The 19,779-nt window shown below is 41.5% G+C and carries 12 protein-coding genes and 1 tRNA gene; 5 read left to right on the forward strand and 8 right to left on the reverse strand.

Features of this window, described 5'->3' with window-relative positions:
- The first annotated feature begins 7 nt into the window (after positions 1 to 7).
- Positions 8 to 1,993, forward strand: coding sequence for a glucosamine-6-phosphate deaminase (locus tag H6A27_RS08065; protein ID WP_204401399.1), 1,986 nt, complete (start codon positions 8 to 10; stop codon positions 1,991 to 1,993).
- 129 nt (positions 1,994 to 2,122) lie between these two features.
- Complete coding sequence (locus H6A27_RS08070; protein ID WP_204508288.1) at positions 2,123 to 4,756, forward strand: transglutaminase domain-containing protein; 2,634 nt, start codon at positions 2,123 to 2,125, stop codon at positions 4,754 to 4,756.
- Here H6A27_RS08070 and H6A27_RS08075 read toward each other — a convergent pair.
- Both H6A27_RS08075 and H6A27_RS08080 read right to left on the reverse strand, forming a co-directional pair.
- Positions 4,740 to 5,489 (reverse strand): copper homeostasis protein CutC, encoded by a 750-nt coding sequence (locus H6A27_RS08075; RefSeq protein ID WP_204508295.1) that lies wholly within the window; start codon positions 5,487 to 5,489, stop codon positions 4,740 to 4,742. The genes H6A27_RS08070 and H6A27_RS08075 overlap by 17 nt on opposite strands.
- Positions 5,490 to 5,900: 411 nt before the next feature.
- Positions 5,901 to 5,972, reverse strand: a tRNA-Arg gene (locus H6A27_RS08080).
- A gap of 228 nt (positions 5,973 to 6,200) precedes the next feature.
- Here H6A27_RS08080 and asnA point away from each other — a divergent pair.
- Both asnA and ung read left to right on the forward strand, forming a co-directional pair.
- Positions 6,201 to 7,241, forward strand: a complete 1,041-nt coding sequence (asnA, locus tag H6A27_RS08085) for an aspartate--ammonia ligase (RefSeq protein WP_204401405.1) — start codon at positions 6,201 to 6,203, stop codon at positions 7,239 to 7,241.
- A gap of 133 nt (positions 7,242 to 7,374) precedes the next feature.
- Positions 7,375 to 8,037 (forward strand): uracil-DNA glycosylase, encoded by a 663-nt coding sequence (ung, locus tag H6A27_RS08090; protein ID WP_204508297.1) that lies wholly within the window; start codon positions 7,375 to 7,377, stop codon positions 8,035 to 8,037.
- Positions 8,038 to 8,046: 9 nt separating this feature from the next.
- Here ung and H6A27_RS08095 read toward each other — a convergent pair whose 3' ends face one another.
- Positions 8,047 to 10,803, reverse strand: a complete 2,757-nt coding sequence (locus tag H6A27_RS08095; protein ID WP_204508298.1) for a putative LPS assembly protein LptD — start codon at positions 10,801 to 10,803, stop codon at positions 8,047 to 8,049.
- A 101-nt stretch (positions 10,804 to 10,904) separates the two neighbouring features.
- Complete coding sequence (locus H6A27_RS08100) at positions 10,905 to 11,441, reverse strand: HD domain-containing protein (protein WP_204401411.1); 537 nt, start codon at positions 11,439 to 11,441, stop codon at positions 10,905 to 10,907.
- A gap of 70 nt (positions 11,442 to 11,511) precedes the next feature.
- On the opposite strand from H6A27_RS08100, the gene H6A27_RS08105 reads away from it, so the two are divergent.
- Positions 11,512 to 12,675 carry an exo-beta-N-acetylmuramidase NamZ family protein gene (locus H6A27_RS08105; protein ID WP_204508299.1) on the forward strand — a complete coding sequence of 388 codons (1,164 nt, stop codon included), beginning with the start codon at positions 11,512 to 11,514 and terminating at the stop codon, positions 12,673 to 12,675.
- Positions 12,676 to 12,774: 99 nt separating this feature from the next.
- Here H6A27_RS08105 and ffh read toward each other — a convergent pair whose 3' ends face one another.
- From ffh to H6A27_RS08125, 4 genes are all read right to left on the reverse strand, one after another.
- Positions 12,775 to 14,100 (reverse strand): signal recognition particle protein, encoded by a 1,326-nt coding sequence (gene ffh / locus H6A27_RS08110; RefSeq protein ID WP_204508301.1) that lies wholly within the window; start codon positions 14,098 to 14,100, stop codon positions 12,775 to 12,777.
- 70 nt (positions 14,101 to 14,170) lie between these two features.
- Positions 14,171 to 15,493: an MATE family efflux transporter gene (locus tag H6A27_RS08115; RefSeq protein ID WP_204508329.1), complete on the reverse strand. Its 1,323-nt coding sequence runs from the start codon at positions 15,491 to 15,493 to the stop codon at positions 14,171 to 14,173.
- Positions 15,494 to 15,655: 162 nt separating this feature from the next.
- Positions 15,656 to 17,692: a M13 family metallopeptidase gene (locus tag H6A27_RS08120; RefSeq protein ID WP_204508303.1), complete on the reverse strand. Its 2,037-nt coding sequence runs from the start codon at positions 17,690 to 17,692 to the stop codon at positions 15,656 to 15,658.
- 14 nt (positions 17,693 to 17,706) lie between these two features.
- A complete protein-coding gene (locus H6A27_RS08125; RefSeq protein ID WP_204508305.1) occupies positions 17,707 to 19,656 on the reverse strand; it encodes an ABC-F family ATP-binding cassette domain-containing protein in 1,950 nt (649 codons plus the stop codon).
- Positions 19,657 to 19,779 lie beyond the last annotated feature (123 nt).

Here is a 19,779-nt window from a genome sequence, read left to right on the forward strand (position 1 = left end):
AGTTATTATGCGAACAAATCTTTCATCGCAAATATCGCTAAAAAATGTATCTACCCGCTACTATAAGCCAGGTAATGCTGTAGAACGCTCTGTAATTACTCGTTTCGAAAAGATAAATACGAATATTTTCGAATCGATGGACGAAGGTACAAAGCACATAGCAAACGAAATAATAGCAAAGATACAGGACAGACAGCGTGAAGGCAAATTCTGTACAATAGCCATTGGTACAGGTTCGTCACTAAGACCGCTGTTCTCCGAGTTGATTCGCCGTCATAAAGACGAAGGCGTAAGCTTCAGAAATGTAATATTGTTCAATCTGTATGAATTCTATCCGGTTAATGAAGGTGCCGGAAGTACATTCAGTCATCTGATGAAAATGTTCATCTCGCAAGTTGACATAGACAGACAAAACATTTTCACAATGGAAGGCAGCATCCCGCAGGATGCAATAATAGACCATTGCCGATTATACGAACAGAGAATCCAGACATTCGGGGGTATAGACATCGCTGTCCTCGGTATAGGAAGAAGAGGTATAATAGGAATGAACGAACCTGGTTCACAGGCAAGCTCGACAACACGTCTTATCTTGCTTGACAATACATCACGAAGTGAGGCATCGCGCAATCTTGGAGTGGATAATCTTCCTCCTTGCTCTATAACCATGGGAATAAAAACAATTCTTAGCGCAAGAAAAGTATTCCTGCTTGCTTGGGGAGAAGACAAAGCAGAAATTATCCGTAAGACAGTAGAAGAAAAAGTCTCAGACACACTGCCTGCTTCATACCTGCAAATGCATACCAACGCTGAAGTCTGTACAGACCTTGCCGCTGCAGCATATCTTACAAGAATACAGCGTCCATGGCTGGTTACCAACTGCGAATGGAACAACAAACTTATCAGAAGTGCCATTGTGTGGCTATGCCAGACGTTGGGAAAACCGATACTTAAACTTACAAACAAAGATTATAACGAGAATGGACTGAGCGAACTACTTGCTCTTTACGGTTCTGCATACAACGTAAACATAAAGGTATTCAACGACCTTCAGCACACTATAACAGGATGGCCCGGCGGCAAACCTAATGCCGACGATACTTATCGTCCTGAAAGAGCCAAACCGTTCCCGAAGAGAGTCATTGTATTCTCGCCACACCCTGATGATGATGTCATATCAATGGGAGGTACACTAAGAAGACTTGTACAACAAGGACATGAAGTACACGTGGCATACCAGACTTCCGGAAATATTGCTGTTGGCGATGAAGAAGTTGTAAGATTTATGCACTTCATCAATGGTTTCAACCAATTGTTCGACGATAACCAGAACCAGACTATCCGCGACAAGTATGCCGAAATCAAGAAATTCCTTTTCGAAAAGAAAGAAGGAGATATTGATTCAAGAGACATCCTTACAATAAAAGGCCTTATCCGCAGAGGTGAAGCACGTACGGCATGTACATACAACAACATTCCTTTGTCAAGATGTCACTTCCTTGACCTTCCTTTCTACGAAACAGGAAAAATAGAAAAGAACCCTATCAGTCTGCCCGACGTAGAAATCGTACTAAAACTGCTGAGAGAAGTCAAGCCTCACCAGATATATGTTGCAGGAGACCTGGCCGACCCTCACGGTACTCACAGAGTATGTACAGACGCTGTATTCGCAGCCATAGACGAAGAGAAGAATGCTGGTGCCGAATGGCTCAACGAATGCCGAATATGGATGTATCGTGGAGCATGGGCTGAATGGGAAATCGAAAACATAGAAATGGCTGTTCCATTGAGCCCTGAAGAACTCCGTGCTAAACGAAACTCTATTCTCAAACATCAGTCACAGATGGAAAGCGCTCCATTCCTTGGCAACGACGAACGTCTGTTCTGGCAAAGAAGTGAAGACCGTAACCGCGGTACAGCACTACTCTACGACGGATTGGGACTGGCATGTTACGAAGCAATGGAAGCATTCGTGGAATACAAGCCTCTATAAAAAGATTTAAAAGTCAGTCAAATAAAATCCTGTAAGGCTTTAAATACCGCTTTGCAGGATTTTTTCTTTATAAGGTAAATTATACGATATCATATCCTTACCTATAATCAACTAACAAAAATCACAATTATGTTCAGACATCTATTTCTTTCATTAAGTTTGGCATCTGTATGCCTGCTTTCAACCGGTTGCAACAACGAAAAGCATTTCATTAATGACTCAGATTACAGGACACGCGTGGAAAATGATTTTGCCGAGAAAAAGTCCATACTTAAAAATGGAAATCTGTTCAGTGTATTCAGCAATGAAATGACTGCTCAGGAAAAAGAAGCGCTCCAGTTTTTGTATGCCTATATGCCCATAAGCGACATTGCCGACAATTCCGGAGAATACTTTCTAAATAATGTACGACTGTCTTTCAACATAAGAGACGCATCATCATGGGGAAAGAATATTCCGGACGACATATTCAGACATTTTGTACTTCCAATAAGAATAAACAACGAGAATCTTGATAACTCGCGCGAGTATATACAAAACGAGCTGTGGCCAAGAGTAAAAAATCTGTCAATGCTGGACGCGGTATTGGAAGCCAACCACTGGTGTCACGAAAAAGCTTCATATACACCTTCCGACATCCGTACAAGCTCACCTCTTGCAACAATAAAGACAGCATACGGAAGATGTGGCGAAGAATCGACATTGCTGGTGGCAACACTTCGGGCCATAGGTATTCCTGCACGTCAGGTATATACTCCAAGATGGGCACACACTGACGACAACCATGCATGGGTAGAAGCATGGGTTGACGGGAAATGGTATTTCCTCGGTGCGTGCGAGCCTGAACCTGTACTTAACTTGGGGTGGTTCAATTCGCCAGCAAGCAGAGGCATGCTCATGCACACAAAGGTGTTCGGAGCGTATAGCGGAAAAGAGGAAACAATGTTACAGACAGCCAACTATACCGAAATAAACATCATTGAAAACTATGCCGACAAAGCATCAGTAACTGTAACCGTAAAAGATGAAAACGGAAACACTGTAGAAAATGCAAACGTTGAATTCAAAATATACAATTATGCCGAATTCTTTACAGTGTATAAACAGAAAAGCAATGCCCAAGGACAGGTCTCACTCTCAGCCGGTTTGGGAGACATGGTGGTATTTGCCTCACACAACGACAAGTTCGGCATCAGAAAAATTTCATTCGGCAAAGAAAAGGCTGTGGACATCACTTTAGGTCACAATGTGAACGAAGCCTACACCGAAAACTTAAACATAATCCCTCCTGCCGAAAACGCAAAAATACCAGCTGTAAGTGAAGAACAGCGTATCGAAAACGACATAAGACTGCATCAGGAAGATTCAATCAGAAATGCCTACATAGGAACATTCCCCGATAAGGACGAAATAGAGCAGTTTGCCCGGGCTAACAAACTTGAATACGAATCAGTAGAGCCTTTCATCACAAAATCAAGGGGTAACTACAAAGACATTATGACGTTCCTGGGCAACGCGTCGAAAAACGAAATGAGTAAAAGGGCAATAGAGTTATTACAAACCATCACAGATAAGGATTTGAGAGACACTCCTTGCAAGGTACTTGAAGACCATTTATACAATACTCAACAGGAAGCAAAGGCCGAATATGTTCTCTGCCCTCGAGTAGAAAACGAATTACTCACACCATACCGCTCGTTCCTCAAAAAAGAAATTCCACAGGAACTACAGAAACAGTTTACTGAAAATCCTCAATCGCTGGTTGCATGGTGTTCGGACAGCATTACAGTAAGGAACGACTTGAACAAAGGCTCTGTCCCTACATCACCTATTGGCACATGGAAAAGCAGGATTGTTGATTCGCTGTCACGCGAAATATTCTTTGTCGCAGCTGCCAGAAGCCTTAACATAGAAGCCTGGAAAGACCCTGTTACAGGAAACGTATATTATATGAATAACGGAAAGGAACAACAGGTAAATTTCGACGTTATAGAGAAATCAGAAACCGCAGAAGGAACATTGAAGGCCATCTATAAGGCTATTCCACGACTGGACAACCCGAAATATTACACACATTTCACTATATCCAAGTATGAAGACGGCAGTTTCAAACTTTTGAACTATCCTGAAGACACCACATGGGATTCGTTACTAAAGAACGGAGAAAAACTTGAAGAAGGATATTACATGCTTGTAACTGGCAGTCGCGTTGCGGATGGTGGGGTAATGAGCAATGTCACATTCTTCACTATTGAAGGCGGCAAAGAAACAAAAATAGAATTTGTAATGCGCGACAATACTGAGGAAATCAGAATCATCGGCAATTTCAACTCAGAACTGAAATACACCGATGTCAAGACAAAATCGGAAACATCTATTCTTTCAACAACAGGAAGAGGATATTTCGTTGTCGGCATACTCGGTACAGGTCAGGAGCCAACAAACCACGCGCTGAAAGACATTGAAATCAAAAAGGAAGAACTGGAAAAATGGGGACGCAAAATGATATTGTTATTCCCTGACGAGAAATCATACAATAAATTCTCTCCTACCGATTTTCCAAATCTTCCTTCCAATATCGTTTACGGTATCGACACCAACAATGCAATACGTAACGAGATTTCACAGAACATGAAGCTGTCCAACGGCGGAAACCTTCCTATATTCATTATCGGTGATACATTCAACCGGGTTGTATTCCAGATAGACGGCTACACAATAGGTACAGGCGAACAGTTGGTTAAAACTATAAACGGTCTGTAAGCGCATTAATTGTATTACGTACACGGGCGGCGGTAGTAACCGGAGTGATATATTCATCTACCGTCACCGTTCCTCCCATAGATAAGGCCGGGTTGCGATACCGCATCCGGCTTTCTTTATTTTCACGTGCAGAGAAATGAAATTCATGTGCTCCGGTTTTTTCAGCCAAGCCAAGTATATTATTCTCATTCACTCCACATCCAAGCATTATTATAATCCTGTCGCCGGCCTGCCTTACAAGTGCGGCAAGCAGGTCGGCTCCTTCATGTGCAGTAGGCTGCTGACCAGAAGTAAGAATTCTCGATACCCCCATACCGATAAGTTTCTCCATAACCTGCCCGGGGTTTCGCACATAGTCAAAAGCACGGTGAAATGTTATACTCATACCCTCAGAAGCTTTTACAAGACGTTCCATAGCCTCGACATCAAGCTCCGCTTCCGGAGTCAGACACCCGAAAACCACTCCATCAGCCCCAGCTTCCTTTACGGCACGTATATCCTCTTCCATAATATCCAGCTCCAACGGAGTATATACAAAATCTCCTCCACGCGGACGTATTATAACATGCAGTTTAATATCCAACAGACGACGCGCCAGCTTTACTTCTCCTATAGAAGGAGTAGTTCCGCCTTCAGGCATCGAAGCACACAATTCCACACGATTAGCTCCACCCTCCTGAGCCGCAAGACAACTCTCAACAGAGTTGGCACAAATTTCAAATATATATCCCATAAATCAAATTATATCTGCCTGTTTGCACATCACAAGTTCATTACGCATAATAGCATACTGCCATATCCAAAGATATAGTAAGTTTTTAAAACATCATGCATTTCAGCCATTATTCAAACGATATTTTGTAATCATTCACACATCTTTATGAGCCCGCAAAGTTTGGTGCCGACTATAGTGAGCAGCATTGCCGACTATAGTGGGCAGCATTGCCGACTATGGTCAGCAGCACTGCCGACGATGGTCAGCACCAAGAATCGAAAGTTTTTTCAATATCTATATTTAAATTACAACTGTATCCGGCTCAAGTGTTCTGTATTTATCACGAATATCCTCGTAAGCGGTACCGGAATATAAAAGACAGAGTGGCTGACTTATTTGAAAACAAACAAGTCGGCCACTCATCTTTTGTACGCCCATGGGGAGTCGAACCCCAATCGATGGAACCGGAATCCAGTATTCTATCCATTGAACTATGAGCGCATAATATTTGCTTTCCGCAAATCGGATACAAAAATAATAAGTTTATCCGAATTAAGAAACAAACTTATAAGAAAATACCACCATTATGTCCCGACGCAGAAGTAACTTTATGACAATATTCAATACTTTTCAATAAAATCACAAGCTTTTTGACAAGTTTTCGGTAAATACGATTGCACATTTACAAAATATATCTATCTTTGCCAACAAAACTAATACCACTAAATCATGAGTTACTTAATAAAACCTGCCAACTATAAAGCCCTGCTTGATATGAAACAGACAGAGCTTGGCATTAAACAAATAAAAGAATTTTTCCAGCAAAACTTGTCTTCGGAACTCAGACTACGCCGTGTAACTGCCCCTTTGTTCGTCCTTAAGGGTATGGGTATAAACGACGACCTGAACGGAGTGGAACGTGCAGTATCATTCCCTATCAAAGATTTGGGAGACCAACAAGCTGAAGTTGTGCATTCGCTTGCCAAATGGAAAAGAATGACACTTGCCGACTATAACATAGGTCCGGGTTATGGTATATATACAGATATGAACGCAATCCGTGCTGACGAAGAATTAGGAAACTTACACTCACTTTATGTTGACCAGTGGGACTGGGAAAGAACTATCACACCGGAACAGAGAAATATTGATTTTCTGAAAAGCATTGTCACCAGAATATATTCGGCAATGAGACGCACAGAATATATGGTATGCGAAATGTACCCACAGATTAAATCATTCCTCGCACACGACATACAGTTCATACACTCGGAAGAACTTCTGCAGATGTATCCGGACAAGACTCCAAAAGAGCGCGAAGACCTTATAACAAAGAAATACGGTGCCGTATTTATAATAGGTATAGGATGCAATCTGAGCAATGGAAAGCCTCATGACCTTCGTGCTCCGGACTATGATGACTATACCACAATAGATCCCGCAACAGGTTTACCAGGACTGAATGGCGACCTTATGGTATGGAACGACGTTTTGGGACGCGCCATTGAACTTTCGTCAATGGGTATCCGTGTAGATAAGGAAGCATTGTTACGCCAGTTGGAACTCTCCGGAAAAGAAGAAAGAAAGGAACTGTATTTCCACAAAAGGCTGTTGAACGGTTCTCTTCCTCTCAGTATCGGTGGAGGTATCGGACAGTCACGTCTGTGTATGCTATACCTCAAAAAGGCTCATATAGGAGAAATACAGGCAAGCATCTGGCCGGAAAGCATGCGTAAAGAATGCGAAGAATGCGGTATGACACTTATCTAAGGCAACTAAACGAGAATATTAATTATACATGCAACGGAGTTCGCACACCGTCCTGGAGTGATGAATTCCGTTGCTTTTTTATTTTTAAAATGTTACCTTTGCCGATATATAAAAAACACTCAATATCCAAACAATGAACGTACAGATAGAAGAATCATGGAAAAAGGCATTGACGCCTGAATTCTCTAAAGATTATTTTATACAGCTTACAGACTTCGTAAGAAAGGAATACCACGAAACAACGGTTTATCCTCCGGGAAAGCTCATTTTCAATGCATTCAATCTTTGCCCATTCGATAATGTAAAGGTAGTAATAATAGGTCAGGACCCATATCACGGTCCGGGACAGGCACACGGATTATGCTTTTCCGTAAACGACGGAATCCAGCCTCCACCATCGCTTGTAAATATATTCAAGGAAATAAGCAGCGACCTGGGAAAGCCTGTTCCACAAAGCGGCAACCTCACAAGATGGGCAGAGCAAGGGGTACTTCTCCTTAACGCCACACTAACAGTAAGGGCACACCAGGCAGGTTCACATCAGCGAAGAGGATGGGAAGAATTTACAGATGCTGTTATCAGGAAGCTGGCCGAAGAAAAAAGCAATCTTGTATTCATACTATGGGGAGCGTATGCCCAAAAGAAAGGAGCGTTCATAGACAGAAACAAACATCTTGTACTTACATCAGTACATCCGTCGCCACTATCCGCACACAACGGTTTTTTCGGCAATCATCACTTCAGCCTTGCCAATGACTATCTTGTAAAACACGGGAAAACAGCCATTGACTGGTAAGTCATGATATTAATACCACGTTACCGCACTACCGGTATTGCTTCGCTGATCCCATTTAAGGGCATCGGTAAGCATGCTGGAGTTGGCGCGTATCGTGAAGTTATACGAAGTGTAAGGACCGAACACCAATCCGCAGCTCATGTTAAAGCAGTGAAGGTCACGCGTAATGTTCAATGTTGTCATTGACAGTTCCTTAGTAGTAAAGTCATATCCTGTAGAATAATTCATATTCCAACGGCTACCAATCTTAAAGTTACCAGAAATATTCAGCGAATGAGTAAGTTTATACGGATAACGCATGGTTTTTATATTAATTTTCTTCTTATCCGAATTATCCTCACGAATACTGTAACTGTAACTCAAACTTATACTCCATGGGAACTTGAATGCCATATATCCGTCTGAGCCGACTGAAGCGGCCTCCGTTTTCCTCATATTGGAATTGTTCTGTTGCTGTTCCTCGGTATTTTCTTCAGTATTCTCATCCTCATTATTCTCCTCACCGTTCTTTTTGTCACCTTTCTCTTCCTTCTTTCCGAACAGTTTCTTGAACGTATCATTATTAAGCGTATAAGAGAAAGAGCCGCTATATCCCTGGAATCGTCCGAAACGTCCATACGACCATTCTGTACGATCGCCTACTACAACATTACCGTTTTTATCAAACTCGTAAGCGTAAGTAGCAAACGAAGCATTCATATTGAAAGTATAGCTTTTTGTCAGTTTCAGACGAACATTCATGCTCAAGTCACTCCATCTCTTGTTTGCAACATCGTATGACATTGATGCTCCTAACTGGTCAACAAGACTAATTTTCCTGTAACCAGTAGAGTCACGGTCTGACTTCATCTTCATTTCAATGTTATTGTCAACGGAGAATGAAATATTCTGCGACATAGTCTTTCCCGGAGTACCATACGTCATACCGTCATAAAGCGAATACTCAACAGTACGTACTTCTCCGTCCTCGTCGGTATAAGTATATGTATCATAATATCCAAACCGCTTGGTACCGAAATTAGGAGTATATGTATAACTTACCGTAGGAGTAAACACATGTCGGACCTGTATTTCCTTACTCTTCATGAAAAGCGGCTTGTACATACCATATAGCTTTGTATTCATCTGTACAGACATATTATAGTCATATACACGGTTGAAACCACTAATAGTATCCTTACGTATATGGTCCGAAGTATTCAGAGTAGGATCATAACTCCTCTTTATCTTGTTCAGATACCATCTCTCTGTATAATTGAATGAAGGTACTATATTGATATACTTGAACAGATTGAAAGTCGCTGATACAGGAATCTTATGCTGGAAACCGTTTTTCCACTGTGTAAGAGGAGTCTTGAAAATAAGATTATCCTTAGTGTTTACACTATTTGTCATGGCTCCGGTATATTGGAAAGAGATTTTCTCATACCAGCGTTCGTCGCCAACCGCTTTCTTGCGCTTAAAAGGGTAAATACGGTTCAATGATATATTTACGTCAGGCAATGTCATATTGATAGACGAGTCTCGTGTGTTCTGCGTAATATTGAACGAACCGGAAATGTTAAGTCCTATTTCCGGAAAACTGCGTGAGTAACTGACACTTGAAGCCTTGGTATTCTGCGCATATTGTTGCGGATTATACAAACTGCTCAAACTGGAACGGTCGTAACTACTTGTAGCAAAGTTCACACTGGCCGAGAAAGAACTGTTCGGACTGGCCTTGGCATCCTGGCGATGACTCCACTGTATGCGGAAGTCTTTTGAGACAGAGTAGTCAGGCATATTCTTTTCGCCCGTCTTAGTCACAATATAACTTGCATTGAACGAACCGCTATACTTATATCTTTTATTATAATTAGACGCGGCAGATACTCCCCACGAACCTTTCGTAAAGATTTCACCAAGCACCTTCAAATCCATCTGGTCACTTATCGCAAAATAATATCCACCATCGCGCAGGTAGAATCCACGATTCAGTTCATCACCATAACTCGGCATAATAAAACCGGAAGAATAACTACTGTTGAACGGAAAGAATCCAAATGGAACAGCAATAGGAAGAGGTACATCCTCAACGACAAGATGCGCAGGTCCGAAAACCACATTTTTCTTTGGGCGCACTTTAGCCATTGAAAGTTGCAGATAGAAGTGAGGATGTTCGTGATTATCACACGTAGTATAACGTCCGTGCTGCATATAGATCTCATCATCAGGCCCTTTCTTTGCGTCACGACTGGTTACATATCCTTCGCCCTGCTGGGTAACAATACCGTTTATGAATCCTTTCTTCGACTTAAAATTATATCGCATTATCTTCGACTCGTATGGAGTCTCACCGTCCTTGAATACAGGTAAACCGGATTCAACACCTACTGTATCCTTCACACCTCTGGCATATACAGTATTACTGTCCATATTCATGGTTATCACGGCAGATGTAAGCTCAATTTTCTGATAATTGACCTTTCCAGAGCCATAAAGATGTGCGAAACCACCTTTGGTGAAAACTATAGAGTCACTGGCTTCATATATAACCGGAGCATCGAGTGCATCTTTATTTCCTGTAGAATCAGAAGACAATGAGTCTGACGAAAGCGAATCTACAGCCAAAGAGTCAAGACTTAAAGAGTCTGTTTTTACCTGAGAAGATACATTCCTACCCGAACGTCTTCCTCTTACACGCTGCGCCTCAGCATAAAAAGTGGAAATGAATCCGAGCAGAAATAAAGTTATGAATATGTATGTAGTTCTTTTAAACGATGTCATTATATATACTTTTCGCAATAAGCGATACAAAAGTAAGCATTATCACTTAAATAACACTATAGGTAGTAAGTTTTTAAAGTATTTTTACGACAAAATAAATATTAAAGAAAAATCTCACACCATTTGTCGAATCTAATCAACCCTTCTTCACCATGTTTTTCTATGCTTTTGCGTGCTTTCTCAAGCGACTTTTCATTATCCAGTTTTGTTTTTGAGAAAAATTTATCGGCAAAACATATTAACTGTTCTTCAAGGCTGACAGGAAGCATATCTCTATGCGGAACAGGAAGGTCACGCTCAACTATTGCCTTCAATGACAGACCGGCACCTGTATGACGTTCGCATACCAAGGCATGACGAGGAAATCCTTCTTTTCTTACCAAATCAGCTCCAAGATAGCCATGACATATATACGGATAAGTTCCATAACAGAAAATACCATCAGCGTCAGTAAGGAAAATTCCAATATCATGAATCATTGCCGCTTCCTCAATAAACTGAGAGTCAAGATTAAGTTCAGGATGCTTGCGGGCCATATCAAGAGCTTTGTCAGCTACCGAACGACTGTGTTTCAACAATATTCTTTTGAGTTCGTTTTCCTCAGGATAATATTTATCAATTAATGCTATTGGGTTCATATTATGAAACTTATTATATTTGCAATATTATAATTTGAATTACAAAACTAATAAATATTATTGTCCTATCATGAAATATCTCGTTATTTTACTGTTAATTACATTTACAAACCTTTGCAAAGCATCCAATATTCAAAATGGAGCCGACCAGATAAAAGAGCTTTCCGCCATTATAAAAAACAGAAAAATTGCTCTGGTGGCAAACCAGACTTCACTTGTAGGCAATACACATTTGCTTGACACTCTATGCTCTTTAGGCAAAATGCCTGTTGCACTGTTTGCGCCTGAACATGGTTTCAGAGGCAATGCCGATGCCGGTGAAACAGTAAGGGACGGTAAAGACGTGAAAACCGGAACTCCGATTATTTCACTTTACGGCAAAAACAAAAAACCGTCTGCCGCCAATATGGCAAACATTGATCTGGTAATATTCGACATTCAGGACGTAGGAGCAAGATTTTACACTTACATAAGTACATTATATTATGTAATGCAGGCATGCGCCGAAAACAAGAAAGAGCTTATAGTGCTTGACCGCCCGAACCCTTGCGACTATGTTGACGGCCCGATACTGAAAAAGGAATACAAAAGTTTTGTAGGAATGCTTCCTATACCTGTACTTCATGGGTGTACAATGGGCGAACTCGCAGGAATGATAAACGGCGAAGGATGGCTTGGCAACAATCTGAAATGCAACTTCTCCGTTATCAAAATAAAAGGATGGAAACATGGTGATCCGTATTCGCTTCCGGTCAAACCATCACCAAATCTGCCGAACGACCAGTCTATTGCTCTTTATGCATCACTATGCCTGTTCGAGGCTACATCAGTCAGTGTAGGACGAGGAACTTATTTCCCATTCCAGGTGATAGGTTCACCGTTATTGCCTAAGGACAAATATCCTTTTTCTTTCACACCGAAAGCATTGGAAGGATTCGACAAAAACCCTCTACACAAGAATACCGAATGTCATGGACTTGACCTGAGAAAAACTGATACAAAAACTCTGAACGGATTTTCATTAAGGTATGTCTTAGAAATGTACAATGAATTCAAGAAGATGAACAAAATCGAATCATTTCTGACACGTCCAAAATGGTTCGACCTGCTGATGGGTACAAACCAGGTGAGACTTGATATGCTAAAAGGCAAATCTGAAGAAGAAATACGTTCAGTCTGGATTGAAGATTTAAATAGATATAAGGAAATGAGAAAGAAGTATATCCTATACTAAAAATACCTCCAAAAAATTCGGGCTAAACACCGTTTAAACAGTATTTAAACACTATTCAAACGATGTTTAGCCCGCTATTATATTTCAAAACGAAATGTATTATTTCTTTTTCATTTTCTGCATCATACCGGCCATCTTGCTGCCAGTTACCATCTTCATCATCTTGCGAGTCTGGTCGAACTGCTTGAGAAGACGGTTAACTTCCTGAATGTTTGTACCACTACCCTTTGCGATACGCATACGGCGCGAGCCGTTAAGGATTTCAGGATGAGTACGTTCTTCTGGAGTCATAGAATAGATGATAGCCTCAATGCTCTTGAACGCATTATCGTCAATATCAATATCCTTGATAGCCTTACCTACACCAGGAATCATAGAAGCAAGTTCCTTGATGTTACCCATCTTCTTGATCTGGTTTATCTGGGCAAGGAAGTCATTGAAATCGAACTGGTTCTTCTGGATTTTCTTCTGAAGGCGTTTTGCTTCCTCTTCGTCGTACTGTTCCTGAGCACGTTCTACAAGTGAAACGATATCACCCATACCGAGGATACGGTCTGCCATACGTGCCGGATGGAACAAGTCAATCGCGTCGAGTTTTTCACCTGTACCTACGAACTTGATCGGCTTGTTTACTACTGTACGTATAGAAAGTGCGGCACCACCACGGGTATCACCATCCAACTTAGTGAGAACAACACCGTTGAAGTCAAGACGTTCGTTGAATTCGCGTGCTGTGTTTACAGCATCCTGACCTGTCATTGAATCGACTACGAACAAAGTTTCATCAGGGTTGATGGCTTTCTTTATAGCCTCAATCTCGTTCATCATCTGTTCGTCGATGGCAAGACGACCGGCTGTATCTACAATGACTAAATCATAACCTTTAGCCTTTGCTTCTTGAATCGCATTCAAGGCAATCTTTACAGGATCTTTGCTTTCAGGTTCAGAATATACAGGAACTTCTATCTGCTGTCCAAGCACCTTAAGCTGTTCAATAGCCGCAGGACGGTAAACGTCGCAGGCTACCAACAAAGGCTTGCGGTTTTTCTTGGTTTTCAACATACGTGCCAGTTTACCGGAGAATGTTGTCTTACCGGAACCCTGGAGACCTGACATAAGTATTACAGCCGGACGGCCCTTAAGTTCCAACTCGGCAGTTTCTCCACCCATCAGTTTGGTAAGTTCGTCGTGAACAATCTTAACCATCAATTGACTTGGCTTAACTGCTGTAAGCACGTTCTGTCCCAAGGCTTTTTCCTTCACTGTATCTGTGAAGTTCTTTGCTACCTTATAGTTCACGTCGGCATCAAGCAAGGCGCGACGTACATCTTTCAGAGTCTCGGCAACATTGATTTCGGTGATTTTACCTTCACCCTTCAATATTTTAAACGACCTCTCAAGTCTTTCACTTAAATTATCGAACATATATTATTTGGATTTTTCTTAATTTCTTCTATTTCAACGGGGTGCAAAAATACATAAAAAAAATAAACTCTCAAATCTTTTTATTCTGCCATTTAGCTTTTTTCAAATATATAATGCTAAAAATCAGCATCAATACATAATAAATAATCTCTGTAGTGAAACATATCTCTACGGGCTGACGCAATACCATTCCTACCACAACAACGTATATCGCATAAAACACCTGTACTCCAACCTCAACTCCAAGTGCTGCCTGAGTATTGCCTGTACCCGATATTCCGTTGAAATATATATTTGCCAATGCAGCGACAAGCATAGACGCACACACCACATAAAGTGCGGGAATTGATTCTGAAACAAGACTTGAATCGCTCGTGTAAACAGACAATATCGGATTAGGGAATATTATAGTGAACAAAACGCATACAACCATTATCAGGAAAGATATACCTGCTATCCGATGAAGCAACGCCATGACCTTATCCGTTCCTCCGGCACCAATCTGGTTGCTCACAAGTGTGTTTGCAGTAGTGGCTAATGCCTGAACCGGAATAAGCAGGACAACATATACACTGCGCACTATATTAGCTATAGCAAGCTCCCTCTGCCCCAAACGTTCCAAAGCCATAAAAAACACAAACCATATAGCCATGGCAAGAAAATATTGCACCATAGTGAACGATGATATCTTCAATATTCTGCCCACCATTCCGAAATCGAATCTGAATGAACGCCTGAAACCGTATTTCCTAAGGTCTATCTTAAAATAAGTAAATACAAAAAAGAATATAAGAGACGATGCCTCGGCTATGACAGACGCTAAGGCAGCACCCCTAATACCCATCTGTGGCAAGCCAAGTTCGCCGAACACCAGTCCATAATCGAGTACTACATTTACAAGTGCCATCACCACGGAACTCATAGTCAGCACCTTTGTATTTGTTATTCCGATATAAAAAGCACGGAACATCACATTAAGAAAAGCAAACAGCAAGCCCCAGATACGCCATGTGAAGAACTGATATGTGGCTTCGTATATAGTATCGGAAGTAATAAGCATTCGAATCAAAAGTCCGGCAAAGACATACATCGTTACGGCAAGGACTGCAGCCATAAGAAAGCTGAACATGCTGCCCTGTATCATCACCGGTCCTACATCACGATAGTTTCCTTCGCCATTACGACGGGCAATAAGAATCTGTGAACCGATACTGAAACCGAAAGCTACGGTATAAATACAGATATAGAGCAGTCCTCCCATAGCCGCAGCACCTAAAGCGACCTCACCTACATGACCAAGAAAAGCTGTGTCAGTAACATTAATGATATTTTGGGCAAGCAACCCGAGAAGTATGGGATAAGTAACGCGCCATATTTCTTTGTTGGAATACATTGTCATATCACGATGTTTATTCTATAGTTATAAATATGCAGCAAAGATACAAAAAGAAGGATACTCTACATAGTTTGGCCGATACAATAATAACATAAAAAAGCCGTTTGCAGCATTTCTTAAACTACAAACGGCTTTCAAGTTATAATAAACATTCAACTATTACCAAACTCGGCAACGGTTTTCAGGCGCAATGTACATAGAATCATTTTCTGTGATTCCAAACGCTTCATACCATGCGTCAACATGAGGAAGAGCACCGTTTACACGCCATTCGCCAAGTGAGTGAGGGTCTGACTTAGTACGTGAGCGGATTTCCTCTTCACGGATATTACCTGCCCAAAGTGTTGCGTATGCGATGAAGAAACGCTGGTCAGCTGTAAATCCGTCTTCTTCAGGAAGAGGATTGTTCTTTGTCGCATTCTTATATGCCAGATAAGAAACATTCAAACCTCCGTGGTCTGCTATGTTTTCACCCAAAGTCAACTGTCCGTTAGCTTTCAATCCAGGAAGAACTTCAATGTTGTTGAAGAAGTCAACCATTACTTTTGTACGTTCGTTGAAACGGTCACCGTCACCATCAGCCCACCAGTCTTTCAAGTTACCGTCCTTGTCATACTGACGTCCCTGATCATCGAATCCGTGTGTCATTTCATGACCTATTACCACACCGATAGCACCATAGTTGAAAGCATCGTCAGCATTCATATCGAAGAACGGATACTGAAGAATTGCGGCAGGGAAACAGATTTCGTTAGTCTGAGGATTGTAATATGCGTTTACAGTCTGAGGACTCATCAACCATTCATCTTTGTCAACAGGTTTTCCGATACGGCTGAACATATCTTTTGTTCCCCACTGTGCAGCACGGCATACATTTGCCCAGTATGAATCTTTTTCAATGTTAAGGTCTGAATAATCTTTCCATTTGTCAGGATAACCTACTTTTACGTGGAATGTAGAAAGTTTCTCCATAGCTCTCACCTTAGTGCTGTCGCTCATCCATTCCTGTGCCTGAATACGTTCGCCAAGAGCAGACTGAAGATTCTTAACCAATGCCACCATACGTTCCTTAGCTGCGGCAGGGAAGTATTTCTCTACATACATCTGACCAACTATCTCGCCCAACATTCCGTTTACGGCATTTACGGCACGTTTCCAGCGTGGCTGGTTTGCCTGACGACCTGACAATACCTTTCCGTAGAAATCAAATCTTGCCGCAACAAAATCGTCACTCAAATAACTTGCTGCCGCATCAAGAAGATTATACTGAAGATATGAAATATGACGTGAGATTGGCAATGTGTTGATAAGTTCTTCAACTTCCTTTATTGGTTCAATCTGCTCAACATTCAATTCTGTAACACCTTCTACACCCAAAGCTTTAAGATAAGCGTCCCAGTCTATTCCCGGGAAAGTCTTCTTCAGTTCGTCGTATGACATCTTATGATAGTTAGCTTCAGGGTTACGACGTTCAACTGCGCTGTAAGAAGCCTTTGCAATAGCTGTTTCAACTTCCATTACGTCAGCCATCTTCTGTTTAGCCTCATTTTCTGAGAAACCAGCCAATGTGAAAAGCTTGGTGATATACAGTTTGTACTGTTCACGGATAGCAGTTGTACTTTCGTCTGTATCAAGATAATATTCCTTTTCGCCAAGATTAATACCTCCCTGGGCAATCTGGAAGATATTCAAAGTACTGTTCTTAGGGTCACCGTAAACGTAGTTGCTGAAATATGTACCGATACCGTTGTTGAACATTTCAGCCTTAACCTGCATAATCTGGTTCTTGTCAGATATTGCAGCTATTCTGTCAAGCATAGGCTTGATTGGAGCTATACCGTCTGCATTAAGCTTTACGCTGTCCATTGCCAGATTATACAAATCTCCGATTTTCTGTCCCTGGCTTCCAGCAGGATTTTCTTTTGAAGCAAATTCTTCAATCATTTCCTTCAACTGCTTCTGGTTGTCTTCCATCAGCATTTCGAATGCTCCATAGCGTGAGTATTCAGCTGTAAGCGGATGAGAATCATTAAAACCTCCACAAGCGAAACGGAAGAAATCATTTCCCGGAACTGCTGTTGTGTCAAGGTTGGCAAGGTTTATTCCTGTGCTCACCTTTGCTTCCTTCTGGCCTGCACATCCGGACAGTGCGGCAACAGCCAATGCTGCAAAAGCAATACAATGTTTAGTTTTCATAAATTAATATTTAGTTATAGTTCTTTTTTAAGTTCGTCTATTTCCATCAGTGCCGTCTCCCACTCTTCCTCAATCTGCGAAATCTGTTTTTTTAATTCCTGATGCTGCTCATAGAGTTTCATGTCGGATGCTCCTTCAGGAGTTGCCATCTTTTCTTCCAGTTGTGATATTTGAGTTTCTATTTTGGAAATTCTGTCTTCACAGTCGGCGGCCTGTTTTTCAAGCTTTCTGATTTTCTTGTTCAGTTCCTTCTGAGCTTCGTAAGAAAGCTTACTTTCCGATTGTGCCGGCTGTTGCACATCTTTCTTCTGCGATGAAGCTGTAGGCGACTGCGACAGATGGAGTTCGTTAAGGCTTTCCATCTTCTTTTTCTGCAGGAAATCGTATATACCTCCGATATGCTCTTTCACTACACCACCACCAAACTCATATACCTTGGTTACAAGTCCGTCCAGGAACTCACGGTCGTGGGATACGACAATTACCGTTCCATCAAACTCTTTGATAGCCTCTTTCAGTACATCTTTGGAACGCATATCCAAATGGTTGGTAGGTTCGTCAAGTATAAGGAAATTCACAGGTTCGAGCAGAAGTTTTATCATTGCCAGACGGCTTCGTTCTCCTCCGGAAAGGACTTTTACTTTCTTGTCCGAAGCTTCTCCACCGAACATGAACGCACCTAAAATATCACGTATCTTCAGACGGATATCCCCTTTTGCCACACGGTCGATGGTATCGAATACAGTTACATTCTCGTCGAGGAGCTGTGCCTGATTCTGTGCGAAATAACCTATCTGCACATTATGTCCGATAACCAGTTTCCCTTCGTATGGTATCTGGTCCATGATACACTTAACAAGTGTAGATTTACCTTCACCGTTCTTACCGACAAAAGCGACCTTCTCACCTCTGTTTATTGTAAGCGTGACATCATGGAACACTACATGATCACCGTATGCCTTCTTTACATTCTCACAAATTACCGGATAGTTTCCCGAACGAATTGCCGGGGCAAATTTCAGTCTTAATGAAGATGTATCCTCATCATCTATCTCAATAGGCACAATCTTTTCAAGCTGCTTTATTCGACTCTGTACCTGAACAGCTTTAGTAGCCTTATATCTGAAGCGTTCGATGAATTCCTCCGTATCCTTGATTTCTTTCTGCTGGTTCTCGTATGCACGCAACTGCTGCTCACGGCGTTCCTTACGCAATACGACAAACTCATCATACGGAACTTTATAATCATATATATGTCCGCAAGATATTTCTATAGTCCTGTTTGTCACATTATTTATAAAGGCACGGTCGTGGCTGACCAATACAACTGCGCCGGGACTCATCTTCAAAAAATTTTCAAGCCACTGAATACTTTCTATGTCAAGATGGTTGGTTGGCTCGTCGAGCAAAAGCACGTCAGGACGACGCAACAGCAGTTTTGCCAATTCAATACGCATACGCCAGCCACCGCTGAACTCGGATGTAGGTCTGTCAAAATCTTCCCTGTTAAATCCAAGTCCCGTAAGGGTACGTTCTATCTCTGCTTTGTAATTTGTTCCACCCATCATAAGAAATCTCTCATTCTCGTGAGTGAAACGGTCTATAAGCTCATGATAACTTTCAGAGTCATAATCAGTTCTGTCGGCCAATTCCTGATTCATTTTCGAAATGCTTTCCTGAAGTTCGAATATATGTTCGAAAGCCGTTTCCGCTTCAGCCATTACTGTACGTGTGTCGCTTAAAATCATTACCTGAGGCAAGTAACCAATAGTTACACCACGCTGCACCGCGACAACACCTTCCGTAGGCATCTGCAATCCTGCCAATATCTTAAGCATTGTAGATTTTCCTGCTCCGTTTTTACCAACCAATGCTATACGGTCTTTCTTATTTATGACATACGATACATCCTCGAACAGAGGAGTAACTCCAAACTCTACTTTTAATCCTTCTACTGAAATCATTCGCTATATATCGATTTACAAAGTGTCGGCAAAGTTAGTATTTTTACATTAAATTGGGAGTATTGATTAACAAGATTTTATTTAGTAAATAAAAAATAAGAGACGCTCTCAATCACTGAGAAC

The sequence above is a fragment of the Bacteroides caecigallinarum genome (genome assembly GCF_016902295.1).
Classification (GTDB): domain Bacteria; phylum Bacteroidota; class Bacteroidia; order Bacteroidales; family Bacteroidaceae; genus Phocaeicola; species Phocaeicola caecigallinarum_A.